23 protein-coding genes are annotated in these 22,672 nt (G+C 69.3%); 11 read left to right on the top strand and 12 right to left on the bottom strand.

What is annotated here, in order from left to right; translation table 11 throughout:
- Nucleotides 1-6: 6 nt before the first annotated feature.
- Both ABZS61_RS08410 and ABZS61_RS08405 read right to left on the bottom strand, forming a co-directional pair.
- Nucleotides 7-1,332, bottom strand: coding sequence for an FAD-binding protein (locus ABZS61_RS08410; protein ID WP_356417371.1), 1,326 nt, complete (start codon nucleotides 1,330-1,332; stop codon nucleotides 7-9).
- 55 nt (nucleotides 1,333-1,387) lie between these two features.
- Entirely contained in the window at nucleotides 1,388-2,191 is an 804-nt protein-coding gene (locus tag ABZS61_RS08405) for an SAM-dependent methyltransferase (RefSeq protein ID WP_356417370.1), read from the bottom strand.
- Nucleotides 2,192-2,519: 328 nt separating this feature from the next.
- Here ABZS61_RS08405 and ABZS61_RS08400 point away from each other — a divergent pair, with 328 nt between their 5' ends.
- The 3 genes from ABZS61_RS08400 (at nucleotide 2,520) to ABZS61_RS08390 (ending at nucleotide 6,531) form a co-directional block, all read left to right on the top strand.
- Nucleotides 2,520-2,714: an antitoxin gene (locus ABZS61_RS08400; protein WP_356417369.1), complete on the top strand. Its 195-nt coding sequence runs from the start codon at nucleotides 2,520-2,522 to the stop codon at nucleotides 2,712-2,714.
- 235 nt (nucleotides 2,715-2,949) lie between these two features.
- Nucleotides 2,950-4,536, top strand: a complete 1,587-nt coding sequence (locus ABZS61_RS08395) for a sigma-70 family RNA polymerase sigma factor (RefSeq protein ID WP_356417368.1) — start codon at nucleotides 2,950-2,952, stop codon at nucleotides 4,534-4,536.
- A 141-nt stretch (nucleotides 4,537-4,677) separates the two neighbouring features.
- Nucleotides 4,678-6,531: an FUSC family protein gene (locus tag ABZS61_RS08390; RefSeq protein WP_356417367.1), complete on the top strand. Its 1,854-nt coding sequence runs from the start codon at nucleotides 4,678-4,680 to the stop codon at nucleotides 6,529-6,531.
- A 36-nt stretch (nucleotides 6,532-6,567) separates the two neighbouring features.
- On the opposite strand, the gene ABZS61_RS08385 is transcribed toward ABZS61_RS08390, so the two are convergent.
- On the bottom strand, nucleotides 6,568-7,074 hold the full coding sequence (locus ABZS61_RS08385; protein ID WP_356417366.1) for a DinB family protein: 507 nt from the start codon (nucleotides 7,072-7,074) through the stop codon (nucleotides 6,568-6,570).
- A 68-nt stretch (nucleotides 7,075-7,142) separates the two neighbouring features.
- Between ABZS61_RS08385 and ABZS61_RS08380 the strand changes: the two genes are divergently transcribed.
- Entirely contained in the window at nucleotides 7,143-7,520 is a 378-nt protein-coding gene (locus ABZS61_RS08380; protein ID WP_356417365.1) for a VOC family protein, read from the top strand.
- A 50-nt stretch (nucleotides 7,521-7,570) separates the two neighbouring features.
- Here the strand turns inward: ABZS61_RS08380 and ABZS61_RS08375 are convergent, their stop codons facing one another.
- The 3 genes from ABZS61_RS08375 to ABZS61_RS08365 all read right to left on the bottom strand — a co-directional run bounded on the left by ABZS61_RS08375 (nucleotide 7,571) and on the right by ABZS61_RS08365 (nucleotide 10,445).
- Nucleotides 7,571-7,912: a hypothetical protein gene (locus ABZS61_RS08375; RefSeq protein ID WP_356417364.1), complete on the bottom strand. Its 342-nt coding sequence runs from the start codon at nucleotides 7,910-7,912 to the stop codon at nucleotides 7,571-7,573.
- A 39-nt stretch (nucleotides 7,913-7,951) separates the two neighbouring features.
- Nucleotides 7,952-9,682, bottom strand: coding sequence for a cytochrome c oxidase subunit I (ctaD, locus tag ABZS61_RS08370; RefSeq protein ID WP_356417363.1), 1,731 nt, complete (start codon nucleotides 9,680-9,682; stop codon nucleotides 7,952-7,954).
- Nucleotides 9,683-9,893: 211 nt separating this feature from the next.
- Nucleotides 9,894-10,445 carry a glycoside hydrolase family 25 protein gene (locus ABZS61_RS08365; RefSeq protein ID WP_356417527.1) on the bottom strand — a complete coding sequence of 184 codons (552 nt, stop codon included), beginning with the start codon at nucleotides 10,443-10,445 and terminating at the stop codon, nucleotides 9,894-9,896.
- Between the two features lie 15 nt (nucleotides 10,446-10,460).
- On the opposite strand from ABZS61_RS08365, the gene ABZS61_RS08360 reads away from it, so the two are divergent.
- Entirely contained in the window at nucleotides 10,461-11,291 is an 831-nt protein-coding gene (locus ABZS61_RS08360; RefSeq protein ID WP_356417362.1) for an NAD(P)-binding domain-containing protein, read from the top strand.
- A 59-nt stretch (nucleotides 11,292-11,350) separates the two neighbouring features.
- Here ABZS61_RS08360 and ABZS61_RS08355 read toward each other — a convergent pair whose 3' ends face one another.
- The 4 genes from ABZS61_RS08355 to ABZS61_RS08340 all read right to left on the bottom strand — a co-directional run bounded on the left by ABZS61_RS08355 (nucleotide 11,351) and on the right by ABZS61_RS08340 (nucleotide 14,593).
- Nucleotides 11,351-12,052 carry an SDR family oxidoreductase gene (locus ABZS61_RS08355; RefSeq protein ID WP_356417361.1) on the bottom strand — a complete coding sequence of 234 codons (702 nt, stop codon included), beginning with the start codon at nucleotides 12,050-12,052 and terminating at the stop codon, nucleotides 11,351-11,353.
- A 203-nt stretch (nucleotides 12,053-12,255) separates the two neighbouring features.
- A complete protein-coding gene (locus tag ABZS61_RS08350) occupies nucleotides 12,256-13,059 on the bottom strand; it encodes an alpha/beta hydrolase (RefSeq protein WP_356417360.1) in 804 nt (267 codons plus the stop codon).
- Nucleotides 13,060-13,335: 276 nt separating this feature from the next.
- Nucleotides 13,336-13,521, bottom strand: coding sequence for a hypothetical protein (locus ABZS61_RS08345; RefSeq protein WP_356417359.1), 186 nt, complete (start codon nucleotides 13,519-13,521; stop codon nucleotides 13,336-13,338).
- A 340-nt stretch (nucleotides 13,522-13,861) separates the two neighbouring features.
- Nucleotides 13,862-14,593, bottom strand: coding sequence for an SDR family NAD(P)-dependent oxidoreductase (locus tag ABZS61_RS08340; RefSeq protein WP_356417358.1), 732 nt, complete (start codon nucleotides 14,591-14,593; stop codon nucleotides 13,862-13,864).
- A 95-nt stretch (nucleotides 14,594-14,688) separates the two neighbouring features.
- On the opposite strand from ABZS61_RS08340, the gene ABZS61_RS08335 reads away from it, so the two are divergent.
- Nucleotides 14,689-15,540 (top strand): LysR family transcriptional regulator, encoded by an 852-nt coding sequence (locus tag ABZS61_RS08335; protein ID WP_356417357.1) that lies wholly within the window; start codon nucleotides 14,689-14,691, stop codon nucleotides 15,538-15,540.
- Nucleotides 15,541-15,861: 321 nt separating this feature from the next.
- The gene (locus tag ABZS61_RS08330; protein ID WP_356417356.1) at nucleotides 15,862-16,407 is read left to right on the top strand and encodes an SRPBCC family protein; all 546 of its coding nucleotides are present in this window, start codon (nucleotides 15,862-15,864) and stop codon (nucleotides 16,405-16,407) included.
- 36 nt (nucleotides 16,408-16,443) lie between these two features.
- Here the strand turns inward: ABZS61_RS08330 and ABZS61_RS08325 are convergent, their stop codons facing one another.
- Nucleotides 16,444-17,298, bottom strand: coding sequence for a pentapeptide repeat-containing protein (locus ABZS61_RS08325; protein WP_356417355.1), 855 nt, complete (start codon nucleotides 17,296-17,298; stop codon nucleotides 16,444-16,446).
- Between the two features lie 171 nt (nucleotides 17,299-17,469).
- Here ABZS61_RS08325 and ABZS61_RS08320 point away from each other — a divergent pair, with 171 nt between their 5' ends.
- Both ABZS61_RS08320 and ABZS61_RS08315 read left to right on the top strand, forming a co-directional pair.
- Complete coding sequence (locus ABZS61_RS08320; RefSeq protein WP_356417526.1) at nucleotides 17,470-17,967, top strand: hypothetical protein; 498 nt, start codon at nucleotides 17,470-17,472, stop codon at nucleotides 17,965-17,967.
- An 81-nt stretch (nucleotides 17,968-18,048) separates the two neighbouring features.
- Complete coding sequence (locus tag ABZS61_RS08315) at nucleotides 18,049-18,279, top strand: hypothetical protein (protein WP_329204330.1); 231 nt, start codon at nucleotides 18,049-18,051, stop codon at nucleotides 18,277-18,279.
- Between the two features lie 85 nt (nucleotides 18,280-18,364).
- Here ABZS61_RS08315 and ABZS61_RS08310 read toward each other — a convergent pair whose 3' ends face one another.
- On the bottom strand, nucleotides 18,365-19,126 hold the full coding sequence (locus tag ABZS61_RS08310; protein WP_356417354.1) for a metalloregulator ArsR/SmtB family transcription factor: 762 nt from the start codon (nucleotides 19,124-19,126) through the stop codon (nucleotides 18,365-18,367).
- A 199-nt stretch (nucleotides 19,127-19,325) separates the two neighbouring features.
- On the opposite strand from ABZS61_RS08310, the gene rhaI reads away from it, so the two are divergent.
- Both rhaI and ABZS61_RS08300 read left to right on the top strand, forming a co-directional pair.
- A complete protein-coding gene (rhaI, locus tag ABZS61_RS08305) occupies nucleotides 19,326-20,492 on the top strand; it encodes an L-rhamnose isomerase (protein ID WP_356417353.1) in 1,167 nt (388 codons plus the stop codon).
- 66 nt (nucleotides 20,493-20,558) lie between these two features.
- Complete coding sequence (locus ABZS61_RS08300; RefSeq protein WP_356417352.1) at nucleotides 20,559-22,604, top strand: bifunctional aldolase/short-chain dehydrogenase; 2,046 nt, start codon at nucleotides 20,559-20,561, stop codon at nucleotides 22,602-22,604.
- Nucleotides 22,605-22,672: the final 68 nt, after the last annotated feature.

Here is a 22,672-nt window from a genome sequence, read left to right as displayed (position 1 = left end):
TCGCACTCAGCCGGTCTCGGCGACGTCGGTGCCGTTGCCCGTACGGGGGAAGTGGTGCGCGAGGAACTCGTTGCGGAAGGTACCCGTGGGGTCGAACCGGTGGGCGAGCCGCTCGAAATCGGCGTAGTGGCCGTACAGGTTGCGCAGCGTCCCTGGAGGGGTGGTGAACACCTTGCCCCAGTGCGGCCTCGCCCCGAACGGGGCCAGTGCCTCCTCGATTGCCGCCAGGACGGGCGTGACCGCTGTCGTGTCGGGCACCCAGGTGAAGTGGAAGGCCACGGAGTCGGTGCCCTGGGCGGGGCTCAGCCACAGGTCGTCGGCGGCCACCGTGCGGATCTCACCGATCTGCAGGAGCGGTGCGATGCGCTCCCGGATGCGGTCCAGGGCTTCGTAGGCCGCGACCGCATCCTGGCGGGCGACGAAGTACTCCGACTGGAGTTCCTCCCCGTTGCTCGGGGTGAATTCCAGCCGGAAGTGGGGAAGCCGGGCGTGCCAGGGGCCGGGATCGCCCTGCTGGGGCGTGCAGTGCTTCGCCGGCATGCCGGGTACGGGATGGCGCGGCCCGTCCGCGAGCGACGCGCCTAGCCACCGGGGCGGCACCGTGCGGTGTCCGTCCCCGGTCACCCGCTGCTTGATCCACACCTGGTCGATCGGTCCGTCCCGCCAGCGGGTGAAGAGGCTCACGCTGTAGGCCTCGGCCATCACGTCGTCGAAGCGGCCGAGCAGGCGTTCCTGGGGCAGCCCCTCGTACACCCATTGCTGGATGTCGAACGCGGGCACGAGGTCCAACGTGAGGCGGGTGACGATGCCGAGCGCGCCGAGGGAGACCACGGCGCCATCGAACTCGGGGTCCCCCCTCCGCAGCGTGACCGTGCTGCCGTCCGCCGTGACGAGCTCCAGCGCACGCACCGCACCCGCGAGGGAACGGTTGCCGGCGCCCGACCCGTGGGTGCCCGTCGCGCAGGCGCCCGCGACCGAGATGTGGGGCAACGATCCCAGGTTGTGCAGAGCGAATCCGCTGCGGTGCAGCGTCTCGGTGAGTTCGCCGAAGCGCAGCCCCGCACTCACCGTCGCGGTGGCGGCCTCCCTGTCGATCTCGATCGAACGGGGCAGCCCGGCGACGGATATCAGGTCGCCGTGGGTGTCGGCGACCGTGTTGAAGGAATGACCGGTGCCCAGCGCCCGTACCGCACTCCCGGCGGCGACGATGCGCCGGAGCTCGGCCGTCGTGGATGGCGTGTGCAGCTTCCGCGCCCCGAAGGTGATGTTCCCTGCCCAGTTGCGCTGCGGGACCGTGCCCGCCGTCCCGGGGTCCGACGAATGATCGATCATGACTCGGGAGCTTACGCTCCGGCCTTCCGCCCTCGGCCCTGTGCCGCCCTCCGGCTCAGGCCTTGCGTCCGACACCGCTGACCGCGTGGCTCTGCGGGGAGTCGGGCCCGTCCTGACCGGGGTCCGGCCGCCAGGCCGACGTCCTCACGATGCCCGGCTCGACCATGTCCAGCCCTTGGAAGAACTCGGCGATGCGTGCGGGACTGCGCAAGTGGTAGGAGCTCGCCGAGTTCGCGTTGTAGGCCTCGATGGCGCTGTTCAGCGAGTCGCTCGTGTCGGTGCCGTCGGCGAGTGCCAGATAGCTCCCGGACGGCAGCCCTGCCAGCAGCCGGTCGACGAGCGCCCCAGGGCCCTCCTCGTCAGGCAACTGGCCCATGATGCCAAGCAGGGTGAGGCCGATCGGCCGACCTAGATCCAGGGTCCGGTCAGCCTCTTCGAGGATGTGGTCCGTGTCGCGTACATCGGCGTCGATGTACGCGCAGGCGCCTTCGGGTGTACTGGTCAGCAGCGCCCTGGCGTGCGTCAGGACGAGTGGGTCGTTGTCGACGTACACGATGCGGGAATCAGGAGCGACCCACTGGGCGACCTCATGGGTGTTGTTCGCCGTGGGCAGCCCCGTGCCGATGTCGAGGAACTGGCGGACTCCCGCCTCCCCGGCAAGGAATCGGACCGCGCGGGCCAGGAAGGCGCGCTGGTCACGGGCGATACCCGCGATGTCGGGAAACATCCGCAGAATCATCTCGCCCACCGCCGCGTCGGCCGGGTAGTTGTCCTTGCCTCCGAGCAGGTAGTTCCATACGCGGGCGGAGTGCGGCCGGTCCGACTGCAGGTCGGCCGGCGACTGTCCTGGAATGCTCATGCGAAAGCCTCACACACTGCACCTTCGGGACACCGGCAGGGAGTGAACGACCGGAGCGCTCCTCAGTAGGGCAGGGTCCGCCCGGAGGGGGTGCGCAGGTCCAGCGGGGGCGGCCCCGTGGGGGGCGGCGGACGACGGACGATCTGGATGCGGCCCACTGCCACCACCTCCTCCTGGTCATCCGGTATGTGCCCACCCTGACGCTCTTCACACGTCCGGACCGGGTCCGGACGTGTGAAGAGCGTCAGGGTGGCTCCCGCGGATGCGGTCGCCGCGATGTGCGGTGACCCTGGACGGGAGGGGGACGCCGACCGGAGGAGAACCAGCCATGTCCGCACTGGACAAGATCAAGAAGATGTTGAAGGGGCACGAGGACCAGGCCGGCAAGGGCGTCGACAAGGCGGGTGACATGGTCGACGGGAGGACCCAGGGGAAGTACCGGGGCCAGGTCGACACCGGCCAGGACAAGCTCAAGCAGCAGCTCGGCACCGACCGTGACAAGGACAACCCGCCCCGCACCTGACGAGAGAACGCCGGCCGCCCTTGCCGGCCCCTTCCGTACCACTCATATCCGCACGCCGGACCGGGTGACACCTTCGTGCCACCGCGGTCCGGTGTGCCGTGTGCCGGGCCGCGGGCACGCGGTGAGGGGCGAAGCCCGCAAGACCGGGCCGGGGATTCCTGTTATCGTCCCCGCCGCACGCCGTCTCCCGAGTGTGGGCAGTGACGGAACAGGATCCCGGAAGAGTGAGCACACCATGGGCGAGGCACGCGAGACGGCGTTGATCAAGGCGGCGCAAGAAGGGGACCAGCGGGCCCAGGACCAACTCGTCGCGTCGTACCTGCCGCTGGTCTACAACATCGTCGGCCGTGCTCTGAACGGGCACGCGGACGTCGACGACGTGGTGCAGGAGAGTGTGCTGCGCATGCTCAACGGCCTCCCTTCGCTCCGGTCTCCGGGGAGTTTCCGGTCATGGTTCGTCGCCATCACCATGAATCAGATACGGGGACACTGGCGTGAGCGAAGAACCGGGGACATATCCGCCGACCGGATGGAGGACGCGTACGACGTCGTCGATCCCGGGGCCGATTTCGTCGAGCTGACCATCGTCCGCCTCGGTCTGACCGGACAGCGGCGCGAGGCCGCCGAGGCCACTCGCTGGCTGGACGAGGACGACCGCGCACTGCTCTCGCTGTGGTGGCTGGAGACGGCCGGCGAGTTGTCCCGGGCCGAGGTCGCCGCTGCGCTCGACCTCTCCCCGCAGCACACCGCGGTACGCGTACAGCGGATGAAGGCCCAGCTGGAAGGGGCCAGGGTGGTGGTGCGCGCGCTGGCCGCGCGCCCGCGCTGCATCCTGCTGGAGGACCTCACCGCCGGATGGGACGGGGTGCCGTCCGCCCTCTGGCGCAAGCGCATGGCCCGCCACGCGCGTGAGTGCACGGTGTGCTCGGGGCACGGGTCGGGCATGGTGCCGGCGGAGGGCCTGCTGGTGGGACTGGCTCTCGTACCCCTGGCGGCGTCCGCCGCCGGTGCGGGAGCGTCCGTGGCCGGTACGGACATCCTCCCGGTGGCCGGAGCCACGAACCTGTCCGGTCCGGGGCGTGCCGAGCGGCGGCGTGGCCAGGTGCGGCGCCGCCGTCGCCACACCGTGCTGGCAGGGCTGGTGGCGGTGATGGTCCTGGGCGGGGGAGGCACCGCGGTGCACCTCTACACGGACGGGGACGACGAAGGTCCGGCGACGGCCGTGGCGCCTCAGGCCGGCCCCTCCCCCTCGCTGTCCGCGCCGGATTCCCTGTCCGCTTCGCCTTCCCCCTCTCCGACCTCCGCGTCGCCCTCTCCGTCGCCGTCCCGGACGAAGAAGAAGAGCGCCTCCCCCACCCCCAAGGCCGCTCCGAGCACGCGTGCACCGTCCTCGAAGCCGGCGGCCGCACCCGCGCCGAAGCCCGCGGACCCGCCCCCCTCTTCGGCCGCCGAGGAGGTCACGGCGCTGGTCAACTCCGAGCGCGCGAAGGAGGGCTGCGCAGCGGTCCGCAGCAACAGCAAACTGGCGACGGCCGCGTCGCGGCATTCCGCCGACATGGTGTCGCGCGACTACTTCTCGCACACATCCCCCGACGGCACGGACCCCGGTGACCGCATCACGGCGGCGGGCTATCGCTGGAGCACGTACGGCGAGAACATCGCGAAGGGGCAGAGCACTCCGGCCGCGGTGATGGACTCCTGGATGAACAGCCCCGGCCACCGGGCGAACATCCTCAACTGCGCCTTCAAGGAGATCGGCGTCGGCCGTGTGGATTCGTCCGGCGGCCCTGTCTGGACGCAGAACTTCGGAGCGGCCCTGTGACGTCGGGCGTCCGGCAGGCCGTCATATTCCGGAAACAAGCAGGTAGCACCCCCTCCACGTAAAGGATCTACGCTGGGGAGGCGCCCAGGCCGAAGGAGTCCGCCGGCGATCTGATGATCTCCCTGCGCGGACAGGAGCCCGGTGTTCACACCTGCTTTTCTCGCCACCGTCCCTCCCCTCCCTCCGTGGCTCGCCCATGTGCTGCGGGCTCAGCGCGGGCCGGTCCCGTGGAACGCGGTCCTGCGGGGGTCCCTGGCCGCGGCCCCGCTGCTCGCGGCGGTTCTGGCCGATCGGCCTACGGCCGGGATCCCGGCAGCGCTGGGGGCGATGCTGGCCGGAATCAACGACCGTCCGGGCAGCCGGCGCGCCGCGGTCTCCCGGCTCGGGATCCCTGCCCTTGCGGGTTCGGCCGGTCTGCTGCTCGGCACCATGACCGCGGCCGCCGCAGGAACCGGCCCGTCCGTGGTCGTTCTGCCGCTCCTGCTCGGGGTGCTGGGGCTGATCGCGGGAGCGCTCAGCTCGACGGGTCCGGTCGCGTCCGCGTGCGGTACGCAGCTTCTGGTGGCAGTTGTGATCGGGGCCGGCATGCCGTTGCCCGAGCCGGGTCCGCAGCGTGCCCTGCTGTTCCTGGCCGGTGCGGGATGGCTCGTCGTGCTCCGCCTGGTCCTGCCGTCCCCGGTACGGCCCGGCGGCGGTCCGTACCGCCTCGACGGGGAGCGGGAGGCGGTCGCCGCCGTGTACGGGGCGGTGGCCGGACTTCTGGAGGCGGCGGGCGGCCCGCATGCTCTCGCCCGGCGCGCCGCACTGAGCGCGGCACTCGACCACGCGCAGGACGCCCTGACGGGGCCGAGACTGCGTCGGCGGTCACGTTCGTCGGCCGAGCGCAGGCTGCACGCCCAGTACGCTGCGGCGCTCCCGCTCGCCGAGGCCGCGACAGCCCTGGCCTGGGCGGGGGTCTCGCTGCCCGCCGAGATCGTGGACGGTCCGCGCCGGCTGGCCGAGGCGGTGCGTACGGGCGGCTCCTGCGGTCCGCTGTCGGCCCCGGCGCGTACCGATGCCGCGCTGCGGGCTCTGGACGATGCCATCCTGCGGGCCGCAACGGCTCTCGACTGCGCCACGGGTGCTCCGGTGCGCACCCGGAAGGGGCGTTCGTACCTCTCCGCGGTGAGCGGGGCGTGGAGTGCCGCGGGACGTGAGTACGGGGTACGGGTCGCCCTGTGCTGCGTGGCGAGCACGGTCGTGGCACAGGGTCTGCATCACGAGCACTGGTACTGGCTGCCCGCCACGACCGTGTTCCTGGTCAAGCCCGACTTGGGACCGCTGGCGTCGCGGGTGCTGTGCCGGGCTGTGGGGACCGTCGCCGGTGCCGCCGTCTTCGGGGTACTGGCCCTGCTGCTGCCCGGTCCCTTCACTCTGGTCGCAGTGGTCGCGCTCTGCGGTGCGCTGCTTCCCGTCGCCACCCGGCATTTCGCGGTGCAGACAGCCGTGGTCACCGTGCTCGTGCTCGCGCTCGTCCTGCTGGGCGGCGAACCGCCGGCAGCCTGGGGCAGGGTCGTCGAGTCCCTCCTCGCCTGCGCGACGGTGCTGCTCGTCGGCCACCTCCCGCTGCCCGGCAGTCGGGGTCACAGGGTCCGGGCCGCACTCGACAGTGCGGTGGGCGCGGCGCACCGGTACCTGCGGCACGTGCTGGGTGCTCCGGAGGACCGCCACGGGCGGGACGCGCTGCGGCGCGACGCCTACCGGTCGCTGGCCGCGGCACGCACAGCCATCGACCTGTCGGCGGCCGAACTTCCGGCGGTGGCCCGGCACACGGCCGGATCCGGGGACGTTGCGAGTGCCCTGGAGCAGCTCATCGACACGACGACGGCCTGCGCCGTGCAGCTGGGGCACCCCGCCGACTCACTTCCGGCCTCGTACGCCGAACAGCTCGCCGCGCAACTGTCCGCGCTCGACCGGGCGTGGCCCGAGCCGCGCCAGGTGGTTCCGGCCGCCTGATCAACGGCCGTGCGTCCGGGGGCCGTCGGCGTTCGCTCATTCCCCGGTGGAACCGTCGATCCGCTCCCTGAGCAGGTCGGCATGTCCGTTGTGCCGGGCGTACTCCTCGATCATGTGGGTGAGGATGTACCGGAGCGAGAACAGCTCGTCCCGCCACTCGACGGTGGTGTCGAGCGACTCGGCGGCGGCGACGATCTCGCGGGACCGCGCGCAGGCGGTGCGCCAGACGGTGAACGCCTCGACGGGGTCGGCTCCGTGGCTGTCGAACTCGGCGAAGGTGCCGTTGACGGTACCCGGCCAGTAGGACCCGGGGTCTTCGCCGTTCCACACGGCCTGGAACCATATCCGCTCGACCTCGGCGGTGTGCCGGACCAGTCCGATGAGGGACAGGCCGGACGGAGCGACGGCCTTGTGCCGCAGCTGGTCCGCGGTCAGTCCGGCGCACTTCAGTTCCAGCGTCTCGCGCTGGTACTGCAGGAAGCCGGTGAGCGAGGTGCGGTCGTCGGCCGTTCGGGAGGGTTCGGTACGCCGGTGATCGTTCATCCCGGCATCCTGTCAGGGGCCGGGCGTGACCTGTTCAGGGTTTCGGGCCGGCTCGTAGGATGCGGACCATGATCGCCGAACTGCAGTGTGTGGTGCTGGACTGCCCGGAACCCGTCGTGCTCGCCGACTTCTACGCGGCCGTGCTGGGAGGCAGCGTGAATCAGCCCGATCCTCGATGGGAGAACGACGAGGGCTGGGCGACTGTCCATGCACCGGCCGGGTTCGTGCTCGCGTTCCAGCGGGTCGAGCCGTACCACCCGCCGCAGTGGCCGGATCCCGAGCACCCGCAGCAGTCCCATCTGGACTTCGGCGTCCCCGACCTGGATCGCGCCCAGGAGCAGGTGCTCGCGCTCGGCGCGACCGTGCTGGACGACCGGCCCGCCTCACGGAGCTGGCGCGTCTACGCCGATCCGGCGGGGCATCCGTTTTGTCTGGTGCGTCACTGACCGCGGCCGGCCGTCGCCCCGGGTGCCGCACAGACCGCCCGGGGCCGCGGTCACCGGCTGATCAGTGTGAGGGCCGTGCAGGTACCGCTCGCCGCGCCGACAGCCAGGAAGGACGCTGCCACGCAGCGAGCTCTGAGCCGCTCGTACCGTGCGCTGTACTCACCGCGGAGTTCTCCGGCGCGGTCGGCGATCCTCAGGAGTGACTGCCGGGAGAGGGCCACTCGGTCGGCGACGTAGACGCGCTCGACGTCCTCCAGCTGGGCGGTGGTCAGCCAGGGCAGCTGCTCGGTGAAGCGGGTGGCTCCTCGGCGGGCCTCCTCGACTTCGGCGTTCCACAGCAGATAGCCCTCCATCTGGGCAAGGCCGCGGGCACTGTCCTTGTCGGGTTCCATGCGGTCCTCCTCTCGTCCGGCCGTTGATCGGGCTCCGCCTCATGCCTGCTTGTCCCCGGGCGCCACCGTCTTCGAGTCCGCGGGGCGGTTGACCACTTCTTCGAGCGCACGGACCGCGGGGTGGTGCAGGTCGAACGCGGGCGATTCGGAACGGATCCGCGGCAGCGTGAGGAAGTTGTGCCGCGGTGGCGGGCAGGACGTGGCCCATTCGAGCGAACGGCCGTAACCCCACGGGTCGTCGACCTCGACCTTCTTGCCGTACTTGGCGGTCTTCCACACGTTGTAGAGGAAGGGCAGCACCGACAGGCCGAGCAGGAATGAGGCGATCGTCGAGATGGTGTTGAGCGCGGTGAAGCCGTCCGCCGCGAGGTAGTCCGCGTAACGGCGGGGCATACCTTCCGCGCCGAGCCAGTGCTGCACCAGGAACGTGCCGTGGAAGCCGATGAACAGCGTCCAGAAGCTCATTTTCCCGAGCCGCTCGTCCAGCATCTTGCCGGTGAACTTCGGCCACCAGAAGTGGAATCCGGCGAACATCGCGAAGACCACGGTGCCGAAGACGACGTAGTGGAAGTGCGCCACCACGAAGTACGAGTCGGAGACGTGGAAGTCCAGGGGCGGCGAAGCCAGGATGACGCCCGTGAGGCCGCCGAAGAGGAAGGTGACGAGGAAGCCGACGGACCAGAGCATCGGTGTCTCGAAGGAGAGCGATCCCTTCCACATCGTGCCGATCCAGTTGAAGAACTTCACACCGGTCGGTACCGCGATGAGGAAGGTCATGAACGAGAAGAACGGCAACAGCACACCGCCCGTGACGTACATGTGGTGCGCCCACACAGTCGCGGAGAGGCCGGCGATGGAAATCGTCGCCGCGATGAGTCCGATGTAGCCGAACATCGGCTTCCGGCTGAACACCGGGAAGATCTCGGAGACGATTCCGAAGAACGGCAGGGCGATGATGTACACCTCTGGGTGACCGAAGAACCAGAAGAGGTGCTGCCAGAGCAACGCGCCGCCATTGGCCGCGTCGAAGATGTGCGCACCGAATTTCCGGTCGACCTCGAGGGCGAGCAGGGCTCCCGCCAGGACGGGAAAAGCCAGCAGGACCAGAACACCGGTGAGAAGGACGTTCCATACGAAGATCGGCATGCGGAACATCGTCATGCCGGGGGCGCGCATGCAGATGATCGTGGTGATGAAGTTGACCGAGCCGAGGATCGTGCCGAAGCCGGAGAAGGCCAGACCCATGATCCACATGTCGGAACCGATTCCGGGCGAGTAGACCGCATCGGTGAGCGGGGAGTAGGCGAACCAGCCGAAGTCGGCCGCGCCCTGCGGGGTGAGGAACCCGGCCACCGCGATGATCGAGCCGAAGAGGTACAGCCAGTACGCGAACATGTTCAACCGCGGGAACGCCACATCGGGCGCGCCGATCTGCAGCGGCATGATCCAGTTCGCGAACCCGGCGAACAGCGGCGTCGCGAACATCAGCAGCATGATCGTGCCGTGCATCGTGAACGCCTGGTTGAACTGCTCGTTCGACACGATCTGATTACCGGGCCGGGCCAGCTCGGCACGCATCACGAGCGCCAGAACACCGCCGATGAGGAAGAAGGCGAACGACGTGAGCAGGTACATCGTGCCGATCGTCTTGTGGTCAGTGGTGGTCAGCCACTTGATGACCACATTCCCCGGCTGTTTCCGCCGTAGGGGCAACTCGTCCTGAAACGCGGTATCGGCTTCCACCGATTCTGCGGGGCCCCTCGTCGTCACTACGGCACTCCTTCGGTCGACGGCCGGTTGCGGACTCGGCGACCAGGATGGACTCCCCCGTGGCGGTACTGCGGGACATCTCCGTCCGCACTGCACCAGTGGCTGGCAAAGGACACTCCATTGGCCGACGGCCACGACGCCCTTGTTGACGCACGGACCGCGGGCAGAGGGCAGGTACCTCCCCCCGGAGGGTCCCGCGAACGGAGGGTGCTCAGCCCTGGGCCCAAGCCTGCAACGCCGCGCGCGAGGAGAAGTCGGCCACGTTCTTGTCCAGCGGCCGGTCGGTGTACTGATGAATGCGCCAGGACGCTTCGATCCGGGGCTTTCCCGCCGTGACGTAGTCGGCGATCCAGAGACCGTCGCCCGCGTACGAGGTCGTGTCGTGATTCAGCCAGAAGGAGCGATTGCAGTACAGCAGGACACGGTGGTCGGGCCGCAGGCGCTTCACCTCACGGATGAAGCGGTCCTTTTCCCCGTTGCTCGCACGCGTACCCTCGCCGGTCGTCTCCCAGTCGACGGCCAGTAGGTCACCGGCTTTCTCAGGCGCACCGGCGACGAAGTACGCCGCCTGTTCCTTGACGTTTCCCGGCCACAGGAAGTGATAGAAGCCGACCACGCACCCGGCTCCCCTGGCGCGTGCCGTCTGGCCGGCGAGGCGCGGATTGATGTACGAACGTCCTTCGGTCGCCTTTATGAAGACGAAGTCCAGACCGTCCGTGTCGAAGGACGTCTGGTGGGAACTGACATCGACGCCGTGCAGCACAGGCGTCACCTCCACATGGGGCATTGCGGTTCCGGTTCTCCTCCCATGCGTGCCCGCGTGTACGGGTTCCATCCGCCCGCCGGCCCGCAGAACCGATTCGGTGCGGTCGGAATAGTCGCCGCCCGAACGGGGTTGGTGGTCCCGCGAGACGTTCTCACCCAAAGCAGCAGGCATCGGAAGGTCGGATCCATGAAGATCGGCATCATCGGGGCTGGCAACATCGGCGGCAACCTGACGCGGCGTCTTACCGAGCTCGGACACGACGTGTCCGTCGCGAACTCGCGCGGACCCCACACGCTCCAGGCACTCGTCGACGAGACGGGTGCCACCGCGGTCACAGCGGCGCAGGCGGCTCGCGACGCCCAGATCGTCGTGGTGACCGTCCCTCTCGGCAGAGTCCCGGACCTGCCCGCCGGGCTCATCGACGGGGCCGCACCCGGCGCCGCTGTCATCGACACCGGCAACTACTACCCGCAGCGTGACGGACGGATCGCCGCCATCGAGGACGGCCTGCCGGAGAGCCGGTGGACCGAACAGCAGATCGGCCACCCGGTGATCAAGGCCTTCAACGGCACGTACGCCCAGGACATCCTCGACAGGGGACTCCCCCAGGGGACCCCCGGCCGCCAGGCGCTCCCGGTCTCCGGTGACGACCCGGCCGCCAAGCAGGCGGTACGGGAGCTCATCTCCGAGCTGGGCTTCGACACCGTGGACACCGGCGGTCTGGACGAGTCGTGGCGCCAGCAGCCGGGGACACCCGTCTACGGGAACCGGGGCGACGCGGACGCCATCCTGAAGGCACTGGCGGACGCGTCGTCGGAACGTACCGCGGAGTGGCGCGCCTGAGCCTTCGCCCCCGGTCCCGTGCCGCGCTCCCTGTTCGGGGTCACGGCACGGGGTTGTCGTCAGACGGGCTGGCCGATCGGCCGGATGATGACGTTGTTGACGTCGACACCCTCGGGTCGGCTCATGGCCCACACGATGGAATCTGCGATCTGGTCGGCCGTCAGCAGATGCCCCTCGGGCAGGCTGCCGAGGCCGTCCCAGAACGGGGTCTCCACGCGGCCCGGCGCGACCAGGGTCACGCCCACACCGTCGCCCGTGACCATGCGCCGGGTGTTCTCCGCCAACCCGGTGACCGCCCACTTGGTCGCCCCGTAGATGTTTCCCGGGGTGTGGACGAAGCCTGCGACGCTGCCGACCAGAACGATGCGCCCCCGCGTCTCCTTCAGTGCCGGGAGCGCCGCCCTGATCAGCAGGGCCGGTCCCAGGACGTTCGTGAGGACCATCTCCCGCCAGGCCTCGGGGTCGCCGTCCGCCAGGGTGTCGTGGGTGGCGAATCCCGCATTGGCGACGACGGCGTCCAGCCTTCCGTACTGGTGGACCGTCCCATCGACGGCGGACTGGACCGCTTCGTGGTCGGCCGCGTCGCCGGTGAGCGTCAACAGCGCGTCGGGCTTGCCGAGTTCCTCGGCGAAGGGACTGAGCCGGTCCTCGCTGCGCCCGGTGACGGCCACCCGGTGGCCCCGGCCCAGCAGCCGGCGGGCTGTCGCGGCGCCGATTCCGCTGCCGCCTCCAGTGATCAGCGTGACCGGTGATCCACTCATGGTCGGCTCCCCCTCGTCGTCCTTGCCGCGTCCCGTGCGGGCATGCCGGGGATTCCACCATTTTGAGCGCACTCGAAGTCAAGTCATCTCCTCCAAAGTGCACTTGGTGCTGAGCATGCTGGTACGGAGTTGGCGGTGCCGAGCTCGATCCAGCAGGCGGGCCGGCTGAGCGCAGCCACACCGGCGAAGGTCCCGGCGCGTCCTTACGCAGACAGACCGGCGAGAAATTGGGAGACCAGGCCGTACACGATGTCGGGTTTCTCCAGGTGCAGGTCATGACGGGTCTCACGGACGCTGACGGACACGGTCGGGACGCGGCGGCGCATCAGTTCGTCGACCCGTGCGGTCGAGATGAAGCTCGACTGCGCCAGCATGAGCAGAGTGGGGCAGGTGACACGCTCCCACTCGTGCGCAAAGGAGTGCTGGGCAGCGTCCGCCACGGACTGGACCATCACGTCCCGGTCGAAGCGGGGCCACCATTGCCCACCGCGTTCCTCCAGACCGTCCGCCCAGCCCCTGCCGATCGCTCCGCCACCGAAAAACGGGACCGCAGCATCGCGCGAGGGAAAGGATGCGGGCCACGAGTCGAACCACCGGCGGATATGAATCGGCCATTCGGGGTCGGGACCGGCCACGTCGGCCTCGATGGCCACCAGCGCGCGGACCAGTTCAGGATGCCTCGCGGCGGCCAGGATAGCCGCGTGTCCGCCCATCGACTGTCCGACGAGGACAACGCGTTCCAAGCCCAGTTGCTCTGCCACGGCGACGACGTCTTCGACGAAGGCATCCCTGGAGACGTCAGCAGGGAATCGGTCGCTGGCGCCTTGACCGCGTTGGTCGACTGCGACCACCCGGTACGCCGAGCTCAGGCGGCCTGCCAGCGCATCCCACTCGCCGGCATGGCCGGCCAGCCCGTGCAACAGCACCATCCCTGGCCCGTCCCCGCCCCAGTCCCGGCATGCGAGCCGCACGCCTTCCCGTTCAACCACACGCTCGGTCCACGTCACCGCGACACCCTAGCGCGCAGAGACCCCCACGAAGCCGTCCGCAAGGCGGCGCCACCGGGGCCGGAAGTCGCGAAATCTCGAGCCGGAGACCACGACCTGCACCGGACGGCGACCCACGTGAAGATGCGGCTCAGGAGGAGACGGAGGAGACAGCGTGTTCGGCGACCATCGTCTTCGAGGACCGGTAGCGCGCCGTCCACCACCAGCTCATCAGTTGGGCAGGAGAGTCTCAGACTCGCTGTCAGAAGCTGGGTGCCCCGCGAGCCGCCGGTCCAGTCACCCGTCCTTTTTGTTGAACCATCCGAGCGACTGGACGACGGACGCGCCGATAACGAGGATGCCGAGAGGAATGATCGTGAACCAGATGGCATCGGCCTTCATGACCGCGAGCAGGCCGATGGCCCCGAGGGCCAGCGCCAGGAGCACGAGCATGCCCAGAAGGACACGAATCTTGGAAACCAATGGAGGACTCTCCCATGTTCAGGCGGGCTCTATTGACCAGACAGCGTTCGCTGCCCGTTGGACGGTTGCCCAGTAGGAGTCAGCAAGCTCCCTGGCGTGACACCACGGCTCGGTCAGGAAACTCATGGGGTGAGTCTCCCAACTCTGCCTTCCCGAGGCGCCAGTAGAACTACGTAGTCGAGTACGTAGTTTCACCGGCCGGGGCGGGCCGGGGCGGGCCGGGGCGGCGGCCAGCCGTACGGTGAGCTGTTGTCAATCTCTCCTGTTGGATGGCCAATTGGCCTGGCGGACGGATGAAGCCCCTGGTAGATCGGTTTTCGACCAGGAGAACCCGTGCACATCACCAGGGCACTACGCCGGCGTCCTCGAAGAACTGGCCCGTCGGGCCGTCGTCGGGCAGGGTCGCGAGTTTGATGGCGATGGCCGCGCCCTGGTCGGGGGTGCGCACGCCCCGGAAGCCGTTGAGTTCGGTCGCGACGTAGCCGGGGCAGCCTGCGTTGATCAGGATGTTCGTGCCGCTCAGCTCCCGGGCGTACTGGAGGGTGACGGCATTCAGGAACGTCTTGGACGGCGAGTACGCCACGGCCACCGGACCGCTGGTCAGCTCACCAGCGGTCCCTGACTGCCGGGTGAGGGAGCCGACACTGCTGGACATGTTCACGATCCGCGGTGAGGCAGAACGGCGCAGCAGCGGCATCATCGCGTTGGTGACGCGGATGACGCCGATGACGTTGGTCTCCACGACCGTGCGGATGGTGGCGGTGTCGACTCGGGTGGGTTCCTGGGGCATGCCGCCTGTGATGGCGGCGTTGTTGACGAGCACGTCGAGGCGCCCGGTCTGTTCCTCGATCAGCCGTGCGGCGGCAGTCGCGCTCGCGTCGTCGGTCACGTCCAGCGGTACGCCGAACGCGTCGACGCCGGCCGCGCACAGTCTCTCCACCGCGGCCTTGCGACGCTGATCGTCGCGGGCGCCGACCCCGACGCTCCAGCCGAGGGCTCCCAGGCCTGCGGCGATCTCGTAGCCGATTCCCTTGTTTGCGCCGGTGACCAGCGCAGTCGTTCGTTCGCTCATGGGGACCATGCTGCTCTCGGACCCCGGCGGGGGTCCAAGACCGATTGGGTGGGCAACGATACCTTCCAGGTATTGATCCGGAGTATCCTGGCCGGATGGAGACCAGGGAACTGCGCTATTTCGTCGCTGTCGCCGAAGAGTTGCACTTCGGGCGCGCCGCGCAGCGGCTCGGGATCGCACAGCCGCCTCTGTCACGGGCGATCCAGCAGCTCGAACGCCGACTCGGGGCAGCGCTGCTGGATCGGACCAGCCGCACCGTCACGCTGACCGAAGCCGGCTCGGTGCTGCTGGCCGAGGGCCAGGCAGCCCTCGACGCGGTCGAAGCGGCCGAGCGCCGGACCCGCCGCGCCGCCCTTCCCCCGAACGGCCGTCCTGGCCTGGTCCTGGTCACGAAGGCCAGCGCGTCCCGCGAACTGCTGGCGACCCTGCTGGACGCGTACGCCGCCGAACCCGGCGCGGTCCCCGTCGAGGTCATTCTTTGCGGCCCGGCCGAGCAGGGACGACATCTGCGCGAGGGCCGGGCCGACGTGGCGCTACTGCACCGGCCGTTCGACTCGACGGCCGGGGTCGACACCGAAGAACTCAGCACGGAGGGCCAGGTTGTGATCCTGCCGGCCGGGCATCCGCTCACCGGCCAGACCCATGTGCACATGGCCGATATCACCGGGCTGCCCGGCCTCCCCCTGCCACGCTGGCCCGACCCCGACGGCACCTATCCGCCCGGCCCCGGCCCGCAGGTGCGCGACCACGCGCAGTTGTTGCAGCTCGTCGCGCTCGGCCGTGCTTGCGCCGTCTCACCGGAGTCGTGCCGAGCTCAACTGCACGGCGACCTCGCCGCCGTGCCCGTACTGGACGCGCCGAAAGTCACCACCGTGATCGCCTGGCCGCCGCACAGTCGCTCCAGAGCCGTATCCGACCTCGTCCGGACTGCGACCCGTCTCCGGTAGTTCTCCTGCGCCTGGCCAGGTTCCACTACCGTGTCCTGGCTGATCATTTGAGGTCATAGCCCGTCCTGGACAACGGATTCCATGCTGACGCGACAGTTGGGCCCGCAGAGTCACACCGTATGAATTGGCGACTCCCGACGGCCCGTGGCGGATACCGCTGCGAAGTGACAACTACCGCTACGAGTCACATCGGGTCCGGTGTCCCGGTCGGTTCCGCGTGTAGTCCACACTGTTCGACGAACGACCAACGCCATCCGCTCGCCCGCGATCCGCCCGGCCTGCGGAAGGTTTCCCAGGACGGCCGTGGACAAGGAGTCCCCCATGCCCCGCACCATGTCCGTGTCGGACAGCATCGTGATCCACGCGGCCCCCTCGGCCGTGTACGAACAGCTCAGCGACCCCACAGCGATGGGGCGCTGGAGCCCGGAGAACAGGGGCGCGACGGTGCTCGGGGAACACCGGGGCGCCCACGTCGGCATGGTCTTCGAGGGTCGCAACAAGCGCGGAGCCTTCCGCTGGACGACGAAGTGCACGGTCACAGCCGCCGATGAGGGCGAGCGGTTCGCGTTCCGCGTCCACGCCATCGGGGCCAGGCGGCCACGGCTGCGCGGGCCGATCGCCACGTGGGAGTACCGCTTCGAGGCGGTCGAGGGCTCCACCCGGGTCACGGAGATTTGGACGGACGACCGGCGGTCATGGCCCGATCTGCTGGCCAACACGTTCGACCGGATCGCCACACGCGGGCAGACGTTCGCGGAGTTCCAGCGCGGCAACATCCACACCACGCTGGAACGGCTGAAGACTGCGCTGGAGCAGGACGGTGCGGCTGCCGCCGCACACGGGGAAGACGGCCCGCACCCCGCGTGAACCCGGGCGGGACGGCGATCACCAGGGTGTTCAGCCCTACGCCGTGCCCGGGCCGGACCAATGCGCTGGACGCGTCAGGGACGGCGGAAGCCGTGTGGCAATGTCGCCCTTCGCCGCGTTGAGCTGGGCCTGGGTGAGGAACAGGGCTCCGGTGAGGTCCGCGCCCGACAGTTCGGCGTCTCGGAAATCCGCGCCGATCAGGTCGGCGAGCCGCAGGTCGGCCCCACGCAGGTCTGCGGCGATGAGGTAGGCCCCCCGCAGGTCCGCACCCCTCAGATCGGCGCCCCGCATGCGGGATCCGATGAGGTCGGCACCTCGGTGGTTGCGCTTCTTGCGCCGGGGAACAACGGCCCGTACGAGCTCGCTGGTGCGCAGCAGCAACGACGCGACCTCGTCGCGGTGTGCCGACACGTCGAGTTCCGAGAGGACTTCGGCCGGGCCGCGGGTGAGGCGCTCCGTGCCGTCGAGGGCGCTGCGGAGTTCCGTGTGCAGGGGCCCGGCGGCAGGCAGTGCGAGGGCCTCGGTGAGGTACCAGAGCAGTTCGTGGAGCCGGCGCATCACGGGGAAGACCTGGAACATCTGCTGGGCGGTGTCCGGAGAGGCACGCCAGTCCCGGCCCTCATAGGTTTCCTGGGAGACTTTCTGCCCGGCGCCGAAGCAGTCGTACACCGTGCATCCGGAGAACCCCTTGGGCCGCAGTTGCGTGTGGATGCCGCAGCGGAAGTCGTCCTGCAGATTGCGACAGGGCTCCCCGGCGTCCTTGTTGATCGCGAAGTCCGCTGACGCTGTCAGCGTCAGCGCGACGCAGCAGAGACCGAAGCAGTTCGCACAGTCGGCGCGCAGGTCCTCCCGCTCGGTGGCCGGAACGCCGGTTGACTCATGGTCGGGCACGGTACGTGATTCCTCCGGGGGGAGCAGGCGGGTATGCCGAGCCTACCGATGCCTGACAACTCCCGGCCCGGCCGCGGTTGTCAGTGGGGCGACGCACACTTGGCCGCAGAGCACCGTGGAGCACTGCTGTGCACCGCGGTGCGCTCCACCGCACCGGCGAAGGGGATATATATGGGCGCCTCGCGGGAAGCCGCGTTCGAGCCTCTCACCGGGGACCTGCCGCCGCTGTCCGTACCTGTCAGCGAGCGTGCGGGCGTGGTGCGCACCGCGTTCGAAGGGATGCTGCAGATCCGGCGGCTGACCAATACGGGCCGCACGGATCCCGAGCGAGTACCCGCCCAGTGGGAGCTGCACCGGCCGGTCCGGGCCGTGGCACTGGCTCTGGAGGCCGCGGACGTAGCCGCCTCGGCGATCGGATCGTCCGGGGAGCGCACGTCCACGGGGTACCGAGTGTGCGAGGGCGAGTCCCCCGGCTCCGTACGAGTGGAGTGGGTGGGCCCGCCCGGCAGCGGTGCCGCCCATGAGGAGGAGCGCGCTCTGGCCGGGTGCGTCACCGTGCTGTCGCGCCTGGGCTGGACAGCTCTGTCGTACCGCGGTCCGCGCCGGCGGCGTTTCCTGGAGGTCGAACCACCGGCCTCAGGCCCTCGCACGCCGGACGTCCGATCCTGATCGCCCCAGGGCTCGGGCGAGCATTGTCAGACCCATGGGGGATGCTTGACGGTCCGACACCTCTGACCAGGAGATGCTGAGATGCGCAATGACGAGATCGCCGCGGCCCAGGCGTACGTCCGGTTACTTGCGGCCACCCGCGCCGCGCTCGCGGACCCGGCTGACGCCCCGCTGTACATGCCGCTGCTCGCCTCCCCGATCGAGGAGGCCGACGAGGCGCTGCGGAGCGCGGGCCTCTCGGGCAACGAGGACAGGCTCTTCGCTCTCGTGCGGGCGCTTCAGCCGAGTCTGACCGGTTCGTCCGGCCGCTGACCACTGGGGGCTCTCACGGTGGATGTCGCGCTCCCCGGCAGGGAGCGCGGCATCCGTCGTGCGGCGGTTTCGGCGGGGTGTTCCCCTAGCTGTTGCCCGTGTACATGAGGGAGCCCGGCGTGGTGAGCAGCTCACCCGTCTCGAGCCAGGTCTTCAGGCCGGAGAGGATCATCGGCCAACCGCCGTAGAGCTCGTCGTTGGCGCCGTCGCGCAGCTCGTCATGGGTGACGGTCAGCCGGCAGGAGTCACCGACGGGCTCGATCTCCCACGTGACGCGGGTCGGCCCCTCGTTCTTCACCTCTTCACTCCAGAGCGCCACCATGCTCTGGACCAACTTGCGTGGCGGGTCCACCTCGAGGTTCTGCCCCTCGCCGAGGGGGCCGGGGGCGCCCGGGGCACCCATCTCGAAACGCGATCCCGGCGTCCAGTCCGAGGTGACACGGGCACCGAAGTTGTACTTGCTCCTGATGTCGGGGTCCGTGATGGCTTCCCAGAGGCGCTCGGGAGTGGTGCGGATGTAAATCTCGAAGATCTTCTCCATGGGACTCTCCAGTCGGCTCTTGAGGCCGCTGAGCCCTGCGGCCCAGGGCTCCGCATACTTGCTCACCCACCGGTCGTGGACGAGCCGGATGGGCACCGGGTTCAGGAAGTGGAGCTTCTCCCGGCCTCGCCGCCTGGTGACGACGAGACCCGCCGCCTCGAGCAGCTTGAGGTGCTTCATCACGGCGAACCGCGTGATCTCGAACCGGGCTTCCAGCGCACTCAGTGTCTGCCCGTCGTCACGGAACAGCTCGTCGAGCAGACTGCGCCGCGTCGGGTCTGCCAGGGCTTTGAACACCGCGTCCATGAATCCAAAATATGTGACCTTTTGGTCACCTGTCAAACGCAAGAACAGCAAGCGCTTTCGGTGAATTGATTCAATCAACAAGAAACTTGACTAGCTGCTTGACTGGCAGCATCGGCCGAACCTAGCGTACGTCCTGGATGAAACGATTCACATCCTCGATCCTGACCGGTCGCCGGATGACTCTGATTACGAGGTGTTCATGTCCGATGTGTCGGCCGTCAAGGCAGCCCTGAAGTCTCAGGTCATCGAGACGCCGTCCTGGGGTTACGGCAACTCCGGGACCCGTTTCAAGGTCTTCGCCCAGCCCGGAGTCCCGCGCGACCCGTTCGAGAAGCTTGCGGACGCGGCGCAGGTGAACAGCTTCACCGGGGTCGCCCCGAAGGTGTCGCTGCACATTCCGTGGGACAGGGTCGAGGACTACGCGGCACTGACCCGGTACGCCGAAGGGCTCGGGCTGCGGATCGGCGCCATCAACTCCAACGTGTTCCAGGACGACGACTTCAAGCTGGGCTCGGTCACCCACCCGGACCCCAAGGTCCGCCGCAAGGCCACCGACCACCTGCTCGAATGCGTCGACATCATGGACGCCACCGGTTCCCCCGACCTCAAGCTGTGGTTCTCGGACGGCACCAACTACCCCGGTCAGGACGACATCTCGGGCCGCCAGGACCGACTGGCCGAGGCGCTTGCCGAGGTCTACGAGCGGCTCGGCGACGACCAGCGGATGCTGCTGGAGTACAAGCTCTTCGAGCCCGCGTTCTACACCACCGACGTCCCCGACTGGGGCACCTCGTACGCCCACTGCCTCAAGCTCGGCCCGAAGGCCCAGGTCGTCGTGGACACCGGCCACCACGCGCCGGGCACCAACATCGAGTTCATCGTGGCGTTCCTGCTGCGCGAGGGGAAGCTCGGCGCGTTCGACTTCAACTCCCGCTTCTACGCGGACGACGACCTGATGGCGGGCGCCGCCGATCCGTTCCAGCTCTTCCGGATCATGTACGAAGTGGTCCGGAACGGCGGTATGAAGCCCGAGACGAACGTGAACTTCATGCTCGACCAGTGCCACAACATCGAGGCCAAGATCCCGGCAGTCATCCGCTCGGTCACCAACGTGCAGGAAGCGACCGCGAAGGCGCTGCTCATCGATGTCGAGGCACTCGCCGCCGCGCAGCGCTCCGGCGACGTCCTCGCAGCCAACGGCGCACTGATGGACGCGTACAACACCGACGTACGACCGCTGCTCGCGAACGTTCGCGAGGAGCTCGGCCTGGCCCGCGACCCGTTCGCCGCCTACCTCGCCTCCGGCAACCAGGGGCGCATCGCCGCCGACAGGGTCGGCGGCGAGCAGGCCGGCTGGGGCGCCTGAGCCCGTCGCTCCTCTCGTCCCGCGCACCGTCCGGAACCCGCCCGCCACCACCCCGAAGGAACCCTCATGACGTCCGCGACGCACGCCGAAGTCGCCGCGCTCCTGGAGCGCGCCCACCGGATCGGCTCCGACCCCCGCAACACGAACTACGCCGGCGGCAACACCTCGGCCAAGGCGACCGGGACCGATCCGGTCACCGGCGGCGAGGCCGAGCTGCTCTGGGTCAAGGGCTCGGGCGGTGACCTCGGCACGCTCACCGAGGCCGGCCTCGCCGTGCTCCGGCTGGACCGGGTGCGCGCGCTCAAGGACGTGTACCCGGGGGTGGAGCGCGAGGACGAGATGGTCTCGGCGTTCGACTACTGCCTGCACGGCAAGGGCGGCGCCGTCCCGTCCATCGACACCGCGATGCACGCACTGGTCGAGGCCGCGCATGTCGACCACCTGCATCCGGATTCGGGTATCGCCCTGGCGTGCGCGGCCGACGGCGAGAAGCTCACCGCGGAGTGTTTCGGGGAGAAGGTCGCATGGGTGGGCTGGCGCCGGCCCGGTTTCCAGCTCGGTCTCGACATCGCGGCCGTCAAGGAGGCCAACCCTCAGGCGGTCGGCGTCGTCCTGGGCGGCCACGGAATCACAGCCTGGGGCAGCACCTCCGAGGAGTGCGAGCGCAACGCCCTCTGGATGATCCGCACGGCTGAGACGTTCCTCCAAGTCAACGGCAGGGCGGAGCCGTTCGGCCCCGTACTGCCCGGACGGGGGGCACTGGCGCGGGAGGCACGCCGGGAGCGGGCCGCGGCGCTGGCTCCGGTGATCCGCGGTCTGGCGTCCACGGACCGTCCGCAGGTGGGGCACTTCACCGACGCGGAACCGGTGCTGGACTTCCTCTCCCGCGCCGAGCACCCGCGCCTCGCCGCACTCGGTACGTCCTGCCCGGACCACTTCCTCCGTACGAAAGTCAGCCCGCTGGTCCTCGACCTGCCGGCCGACGCCCCGCTCGACGAGGCGGTCGCCCGCCTCGAGATGCTCCACGAGAAGTACCGGGGGGCGTACCGCGCCTACTACGACCGTCACGCGACACCCGAGTCCCCCGCGATGCGGGGTGCGGACCCGGCCATCGTGCTGGTGCCCGGTGTGGGCATGTTCTCCTTCGGCAAGGACAAGCAGACCGCTCGGGTCGCCGGAGAGTTCTACCTCAACGCGATCAATGTGATGCGGGGTGCGGAGGCCGTCTCCTCCTACGCTCCGATCGAGGAGTCCGAGAAGTTCCGCATCGAGTACTGGGAACTGGAGGAGGCCAAGCTCCGCCGTATGCCGCCGCCGAAGGCGCTCGCCACCCGGGTCGCCCTGGTCACCGGCGCGGGGTCCGGCATCGGCAAGGCCATCGCGCACCGGCTGGTCGCGGAGGGTGCCTGTGTCGTCGTCGCCGACCTCGACGCCGAGAACGCGGCGGTGGTCGCCGACGAGCTCGGCGGGCCGGACAGAGCCGTCGCGGTGACGGTCGACGTCACCAGCGAGGAGCAGATCGCCGAGGCGTTCAGGTCGGCGGTGCTCGCCTTCGGCGGCGTGGACCTGGTCGTGAACAACGCCGGGATCTCCATCTCCAAACCGCTGCTGGAGACCACCGCGCGGGACTGGGACCTCCAGCACGACATCATGGCGCGCGGTTCCTTCCTCGTGTCGCGCGAGGCCGCCCGCACGATGCAAGCCCAGAACCTCGGCGGCGACATCATCTACATCGCGTCGAAGAACGCCGTGTTCGCCGGTCCGAACAACGTCGCGTACTCGGCGACCAAGGCCGACCAGGCCCACCAGGTGCGACTGCTGGCCGCCGAGCTCGGCGAGCACGGTATCCGGGTCAACGGCGTCAACCCCGACGGGGTGGTGCGCGGTTCCGGGATCTTCGCCGCGGGGTGGGGCGCCCAGCGCGCGGCGACGTACGGCATCGAGGAGGAGAAGCTCGGCGAGTTCTACGCCCAGCGCACGCTCCTCAAGCGGGAAGTTCTTCCCGAGCACGTCGCCAACGCCGTTTTCGCGCTGACCGGTGGGGATCTCACCCACACCACCGGCCTTCACATTCCCGTCGACGCCGGTGTGGCGGCGGCCTTCCTGCGCTGACCACGCGATGAGCCGTGTCTCGCCCCGTCTGCTCTGCACGCGGGCGGGCCACGGCCCCGCCCGGATCG

This window comes from Streptomyces sp. NPDC005566, assembly GCF_040605575.1.
Lineage (GTDB): Bacteria > Actinomycetota > Actinomycetes > Streptomycetales > Streptomycetaceae > Streptomyces.
Note: the sequence above shows the minus strand (reverse complement) of the source record. Positions and strands in the feature narration are given on the sequence as shown.

Bases quoted from the DNA above. Each gene is read 5' to 3' on its own strand.
- ABZS61_RS08330 (WP_356417356.1), top strand. From the start codon at position 15,862: ATGCCCCGCACCATGTCCGTGTCGGACAGCATCGTGATCCACGCGGCC.
- ABZS61_RS08380 (WP_356417365.1), top strand. From the start codon at position 7,143: ATGATCGCCGAACTGCAGTGTGTGGTGCTGGACTGCCCGGAACCCGTC.
- ABZS61_RS08375 (WP_356417364.1), bottom strand. From the start codon at position 7,912: ATGGAACCCGACAAGGACAGTGCCCGCGGCCTTGCCCAGATGGAGGGC.
- rhaI (WP_356417353.1), top strand. From the start codon at position 19,326: ATGTCCGATGTGTCGGCCGTCAAGGCAGCCCTGAAGTCTCAGGTCATC.
- ABZS61_RS08360 (WP_356417362.1), top strand. From the start codon at position 10,461: ATGGGGCATTGCGGTTCCGGTTCTCCTCCCATGCGTGCCCGCGTGTAC.
- ABZS61_RS08400 (WP_356417369.1), top strand. From the start codon at position 2,520: ATGTCCGCACTGGACAAGATCAAGAAGATGTTGAAGGGGCACGAGGAC.
- ABZS61_RS08385 (WP_356417366.1), bottom strand. From the start codon at position 7,074: ATGAACGATCACCGGCGTACCGAACCCTCCCGAACGGCCGACGACCGC.
- ABZS61_RS08395 (WP_356417368.1), top strand. From the start codon at position 2,950: ATGGGCGAGGCACGCGAGACGGCGTTGATCAAGGCGGCGCAAGAAGGG.
- ABZS61_RS08315 (WP_329204330.1), top strand. From the start codon at position 18,049: ATGCGCAATGACGAGATCGCCGCGGCCCAGGCGTACGTCCGGTTACTT.
- ABZS61_RS08355 (WP_356417361.1), bottom strand. From the start codon at position 12,052: ATGAGTGGATCACCGGTCACGCTGATCACTGGAGGCGGCAGCGGAATC.
- ABZS61_RS08340 (WP_356417358.1), bottom strand. From the start codon at position 14,593: ATGAGCGAACGAACGACTGCGCTGGTCACCGGCGCAAACAAGGGAATC.
- ABZS61_RS08410 (WP_356417371.1), bottom strand. From the start codon at position 1,332: ATGATCGATCATTCGTCGGACCCCGGGACGGCGGGCACGGTCCCGCAG.
- ABZS61_RS08300 (WP_356417352.1), top strand. From the start codon at position 20,559: ATGACGTCCGCGACGCACGCCGAAGTCGCCGCGCTCCTGGAGCGCGCC.
- ABZS61_RS08405 (WP_356417370.1), bottom strand. From the start codon at position 2,191: ATGAGCATTCCAGGACAGTCGCCGGCCGACCTGCAGTCGGACCGGCCG.
- ABZS61_RS08335 (WP_356417357.1), top strand. From the start codon at position 14,689: ATGGAGACCAGGGAACTGCGCTATTTCGTCGCTGTCGCCGAAGAGTTG.
- ABZS61_RS08320 (WP_356417526.1), top strand. From the start codon at position 17,470: ATGGGCGCCTCGCGGGAAGCCGCGTTCGAGCCTCTCACCGGGGACCTG.
- ABZS61_RS08310 (WP_356417354.1), bottom strand. From the start codon at position 19,126: ATGGACGCGGTGTTCAAAGCCCTGGCAGACCCGACGCGGCGCAGTCTG.